Origin of the sequence: Nocardia farcinica, from assembly GCF_029867845.1 — a bacterium.
In the GTDB taxonomy this organism is placed as follows: Bacteria; Actinomycetota; Actinomycetes; order Mycobacteriales; family Mycobacteriaceae; genus Nocardia; species Nocardia farcinica_A.
Window position 1 is genome coordinate 1 of record NZ_JARWRU010000638.1, and the last position, 5672, is coordinate 5672.

The window sequence follows — 5672 nt, forward strand, 5'->3', positions numbered from 1 at the left end:
AGGCGAGGCGGTGGACGAGGCGGGCGACGCGATGCCAAGCGGATGAGCATTCGGGAATTCGCCGCACATCTCGGTGTGCACGAAAGGCTCGTATCCAAATGGGAGGCGGGGGGCAGCCGGGTGCATCCGCGTCCGGTCAACCAGGCAGCCCTGGACACATCCCTGGCCAGGTCCGACGAAGTTGTGCGGGCGCGGTTCGCGGCCCTCATCGACCAGCCGTTGCTCGATGCGGGGATCGCGGCCGACACGGGGACGGCTCAGGCCGGGCCGTCGGGTAGAGCGAGCGACGCGGATCTGCTGGCCCTCATCGGCTCCGGTGCGATCAGAAGCGCTGCGTTGGCGTCGATTTCGGAGAGGGATCTCATCATGGCGGCTGCCCACGAGGCCAGCGATCACGTCGGCCGGGCCGAGAGCACCAATGTCGGTGCCAACACGTTGGAGCAGCTCGACGCGGATGTCGTGCGGATCGCCAACGACTACGTGCACGAGCCGCCGGTGCCGATGACCGTCGAGATGCTGCGCGTGCGCCGCCGCGTGTACCGGTTGCTCGAGGGGCATCAGCGTCCCGCCGACACCAGGCATCTGTACCTGTTGGCGGGCACGCTGACCGGTCTGCTCGCCAACGCCAGCACCGACCTCGGCTACCTCGACGCCGCCGCCGAGCAGGTCAGGGCCGCATGGGCCTACGCCGAGCTGTGCGACCACAACGCCCTGCGGGCCTGGACGCGCGGCATGCACGCGCTGATCGAGTGCCGTTCCCAACGTCCGCGCCGGGCGGTGCTGCTCGCCCAGAGCGGTCAGGAGTACGCCGAGTCGGCGACCGCCCGGGTGCGGTTGTTCAACATCGAGGCCAGGATGTGGGCGACCCTCGGCGACACCGCCGTGACCGTCCGGTGCGGGCGGGCCGCGGAGGAGGCGGGCACGCGCGGGGCCGCCGACGACCTGCACGACGAGATCGGCGGGGTGTTCGGCTTCCCCGACGCCAAGGCCCAGTACTACGCGGGCACCACCTACATCCACCTCGGTCAGGCCGAGCAGGCGCTGGCCGCCACCAGCCGGGCGATCGAGCTGTACGCCAGCGGGCCACAGGAGAAGCGCTCCTACGGCGCGGAGGCGCTGAGCCGGGTCGACAACGCGGCCGCGCATCTGATCAACGGCAGCCTCGACGGCGCGGCCGAGGTGCTGGCCCCGGTGCTCGTGCTCGACCAGGACCGCCGCATCGCCCAGTTGCCCGAGCGCCTGGCCGGGGTGCGGCGGCGGATCTCCTCGCCGCGCTATCGCGGCTCGGCGCGAGCCCGTGAGCTCGACGAACGCATCGAGGAGTTCTGTGCGGCGCCCTCGGCGAAGGGCATCTCGGCGGGCAGCCACTCGATCGGCGCGTGAATCCCGGCGGCGACCGACGCGGCAAATAATCGGTTTGCCGGTGGTGGCACCATGGGACAGGTGAGCCCTCAACTACCGCATCGCCCGCCTCGTGTGCTCGAGCAGTCCACCAAGCTGCAGAACGTCGTCTACGAAATCCGTGGACCGGTACTCGCGCACGCGGCACGGCTGGAGGCGGAGGGGCATCGCATCCTCAAGCTCAACATCGGCAACCCCGCCCCGTTCGGGTTCGACGCCCCCGATGTGATCATGCGCGACATGATCGCGGCCCTGCCGCACGCGCAGGGGTACTCGGAGTCCAAGGGCATCCAGTCCGCGCGGCGGGCCATCGTCACCCGCTACGAGCTGGTCCCCGGTTTCCCCCAGGTGGACGTCGACGACGTCTACCTGGGCAACGGCGTCTCCGAGCTGATCACCATGACCATGCAGGCGCTGCTGGACAACGGTGACGAGGTGCTGATCCCGGCCCCGGACTACCCGTTGTGGACGGCCATGACCAGCCTGGCGGGCGGCACTCCGGTGCACTATCTGTGCGACGAGGCCAACGGCTGGCAGCCCGACATCGCAGACATCGAGTCGAAGATCACCGACAAGACCAAGGCGCTGCTTGTCATCAACCCGAACAATCCGACGGGTGCGGTGTACTCGGCGGAGGTGCTCCAGCAGATCGTCGACCTGGCGCGTAAATACCAGCTGCTGCTGCTCGCCGACGAGATCTACGACAAGATCCTCTACGACGACGCCAAGCACATCTCGCTGGCGAGCCTCGCGCCCGACCTGCTGTGCCTGACCTACAACGGCCTGTCCAAGGCCTACCGGGTGGCGGGCTACCGCTCGGGCTGGATGGTCATCACCGGCCCGAAGGAGCACGCGCGCGGCTTCATCGAGGGCATCGACCTGCTGGCGAGCTCGCGGTTGTGCCCGAACGTGCCCGCCCAGCACGCCATCCAGGTGGCGCTCGGCGGTTACCAGAGCATCGAGGACCTCATCCTGCCCGGCGGCCGGTTGCTCGAGCAGCGCGATGTCGCCTGGGAGCGGCTGAACATGATCCCCGGCGTCTCGTGCGTCAAGCCCAAGGGCGCGCTCTACGCCTTCCCGCGGCTCGACCCGAACGTCTACGAGATCCACGACGACCAGAAGCTGGTGCTGGATCTGCTGTTGCAGGAGAAGATCCTCATGGTGCAGGGCACCGGGTTCAACTGGCCGCACCACGACCATCTGCGCATCGTCACGCTGCCGTGGGCGCGCGACCTGGCAGTGGCCATCGAGCGGTTCGGCAACTTCCTGGCCAGTTACCGACAGTAACGATCATGAGGGGTGTTCGCCGCAAAATCGCCCCGATTGAGGCCCCAAAACAGACTCTGTGTTCGGATATAGCCGATTTTTGAAGATCGGCTAGCGCAAAACATGAGGGTTTGTGTACAGTGGCTCTCGGCACATCGAGTGCCCGGTCACGTTGCCTACCCCCCCTGGGCAACCTGACCTCGGGTTCCGGCCGCCTACCCCCCTGGGCCGCCGACCCTGCGGGCGGCGGAGACATCCCCCTGCTCTCCGCCGCCCCCTTCCCGATCTCCTTCCCAGCATCCGCGCCGCCGATCGCCCGTGCTCCGGGAATGCCCGCCGCGCCCCGCCCATCCTCTAAGCTCGCTGCGCGTAGCTTCCCGGTCGCCGCCGTCTCCCGTGTCCGGTGACGGCAACCGGGACAGGACGGACAGGAGCCCGGTGAGCGACCACCACCATCACCATCACGACCACTCAGGACCGATCGCGATCGGCGCGACCGCGACCCGGGTCGTGATCGGACTGCTCACCGTCATCGGCGCGATCACCCTGATCGCGACCGCGGTGCTCTGGCCGGAACGGCAGAACATCGAGATCCCGCTGCCCATGCAGACCGCGGGCGGCGGCGCGGTGGAGACCGAGGCGGGCACCGTGGTCGTCGCCGACGTCGGCCCCTGCGGCAGCCCCTCCATCGGCCGGGTCTTCGCCGACAGTCCCGAAGCGCCGCGCAACACCAGCTACGAGTGCGAGCGCATCCTCATCGACATCGAGTCCGGTCCGCACGCGGGCAACCGCACACTGCTCGAGATCTCGCCGGGCCCCGGCCAGCCCTCCCTGGTCGCGGGCGACGAGATCCGCATCGTGCGCCAGACCGACCCGTACGGCACGCCGATGTACTCCTTCGACGACTACGCGCGCGGCTTCCCGCTGGCCCTGATCGCGGCCGTGTTCTTCCTCGTGGTCATCGTGGTCGCGCGCTGGCGTGGCGTGCGGGCGCTGCTCGGGCTCGGTTTCGCCTTCGGCGTGCTGGTGATGTTCCTGCTGCCCGCGTTGCTCGACGGCAAGCCGGCCATCCCGGTGGCGCTGGTCTCGGGATCGCTGATCCTCTACGCGGTGCTCTATCTCGCGCACGGGGTGAACCTGCGCACCTCCTCGGCGCTGCTCGGCACCCTGACCTCGATGGTCGTCGCGGCGGTGCTGAGCTGGGTGGCGATCGAGATGACCCGCCTGACCGGCCTGTCGGAGGAACAGAACACCAACGTCGCCACCTACATCGAACACGTCTCCATCACCGGACTGTTGCTGGCCGGCTTCATCATCGGCTCCCTCGGCGTGCTCAACGACGTCACCATCACCCAGGCCTCGGCCGCCTTCGAACTGGCCGCGCTCGACGAGCAGGCCTCACGCCGCGAGATCTTCGCCGCCGCCATGCGGGTGGGCCGCGACCACATCGCCAGCACCGTCTACACCCTCGTCCTCGCCTACGCGGGCGGCGCGCTTCCGTTGCTGCTGTTGTTCAGCGTGGCGGGACGCTCGATCCGCGACGTGCTCGTCGGTGACGCGGTGGCGATCGAGATCGCCCGCTCGGCCGTCGGCGGTATCGCGCTCACCCTCTCGGTGCCGCTGACCACCGGGATCGCGGTCATGCTCGCGCGGCCGTTCGGGGCGGGCAAGGCGAAGGCGGTGGCGGCGCTCGGCGATTCGGGACCGGGCGGGGCTGCTGTCGCGAACGAGGGGCGGGCGGCGCGGCGTCGGGCCCCGGGCGGCGCGGGGAAGCGCGGTCCCGGTGCGGCCGGTCCCGGTGCGGAGCGAGGCGCCGTTCGCCGCGCGGGTGAGCGGGCGCCGGGGAGCGGTCCCGTCGGTCGCGGCGGGCCGTCGCGGCGGCCGTCCGACCCGCGGGAGATCGAGAAGGGCGGGGCCGCACCCGATTCCGGCCGGGCCGGGTTCGCCGATTCCGGGCGCGGGGACGGTGGGCGGGAGTTCGGTGGTCCCGAGGCCCGCGCCGGAGGGGGACGGCCGGGCGCGGCGGGCATTCATCCGTCCGGGGAATGGTTCGGCGCGGCCGATCCGGCCGGTCCGGCGACCTCCGGCGGGTGGTTCGACGAGGCGCGGCCTACCGAGAGCGGCCGGGTCCCCCGGGACACCAGCCGGCCCGCGGGCGCGTGGCAGGCCGACAGCAGGCCGGTGGTGAACCGGCCGCCGCGGGGCGGGCAGCCCGGTGCGGAGCCGGGCTGGTTCGGCGAACAGACCGCCCACGAACAGGACCCCTACCCCGGCTACGGCCAGGATCGGCACGGGCAGGACCCGTACGGACCCGGCTGGGGCACAGTCGATCCCGACGACGGGTACACCCGGCGCTGAGGCCTGTCAGCGCTGGGCGCCCGGCAACGGCGGGAGGACCTCCGGGGGGATGGTCGGCAGCACGATCGGCGGCAGACCGGGCACCGTGAAGGTGTTGGGACCCGGCGTGGGCGGCGGCGGCTCCTCGGAGGTCGGGCGCGGCGGCGCCACCGCGATCGACTCCTTGACCTCGGTGGTCTCCGGCGCCACCGCGATCTGCGGTTCCAGCGTGGTGGTGCGGGCCGGGGTGGTGGTCGGGACCGAGGTGACCTCGTCGCTGCTGCGGTCGCGTTCGAGAACCTGTGGGCCGTAACCGAGTCCGAGGCCGATGGCGGCGACCACCACCAGCGCGCTCACCGTGAGCACCGCGCCGTTGATCTCGGGTTTGCGTTCGCTCGAGGTGGCGGCGGCCATCCAGTCCGTCACGGCCTGGCCGCGCTTCTTCGCGCCGGAGGCCAGCCACGCGGGCGACAGCTCCTCGTCGAATCCGCCCACCTGGCCGTTGGCTCCCGGCCCGGCGGCGCCCGAGGGCGCGGTGGCGGAGCGGGTGGCCGGGGTGTCCCCGGCGGGGGCGGGGGCGGGGGGCCCCCGGGGGCGGCGCCCCCCCCCCCCCCCCCCCCCCGGGGCCCGGGGGGGGGTTTGGGGGGGCGAGGGCCGCCCCCCCCACC

General features: G+C 71.3%; 2 protein-coding genes and 2 pseudogenes. 3 read left to right on the top strand and 1 reads right to left on the bottom strand.

Translation table 11 applies throughout. From position 1 onward, the window contains the following. The first annotated feature begins 366 nt into the window (after positions 1-366). The 3 genes and pseudogenes from QH283_RS14115 to QH283_RS14125 all read left to right on the top strand — a co-directional run. The gene (locus QH283_RS14115) at positions 367-1383 is read left to right on the top strand and encodes an XRE family transcriptional regulator (RefSeq protein WP_280503459.1); all 1017 of its coding nucleotides are present in this window, start codon (positions 367-369) and stop codon (positions 1381-1383) included. Positions 1384-1434: 51 nt separating this feature from the next. Then, positions 1435-2688, top strand: coding sequence for a pyridoxal phosphate-dependent aminotransferase (locus tag QH283_RS14120; RefSeq protein ID WP_280503460.1), 1254 nt, complete (start codon positions 1435-1437; stop codon positions 2686-2688). Between the two features lie 417 nt (positions 2689-3105). Then, positions 3106-4344, top strand: a pseudogene (locus tag QH283_RS14125) (YibE/F family protein); the annotation flags it as partial. Positions 4345-5031: 687 nt separating this feature from the next. On the opposite strand, the pseudogene QH283_RS14130 reads toward QH283_RS14125, so the two are convergent. After that, positions 5032-5672: pseudogene (locus tag QH283_RS14130) on the bottom strand (hypothetical protein); the annotation flags it as partial.

What these genes read in the sequence shown, in the direction of transcription:
- QH283_RS14115 (WP_280503459.1), top strand. Translation starts at nt 367, where the DNA reads ATGGCGGCTGCCCACGAGGCCAGCGATCACGTCGGCCGGGCCGAGAGC.
- QH283_RS14120 (WP_280503460.1), top strand. Translation starts at nt 1,435, where the DNA reads ATGGGACAGGTGAGCCCTCAACTACCGCATCGCCCGCCTCGTGTGCTC.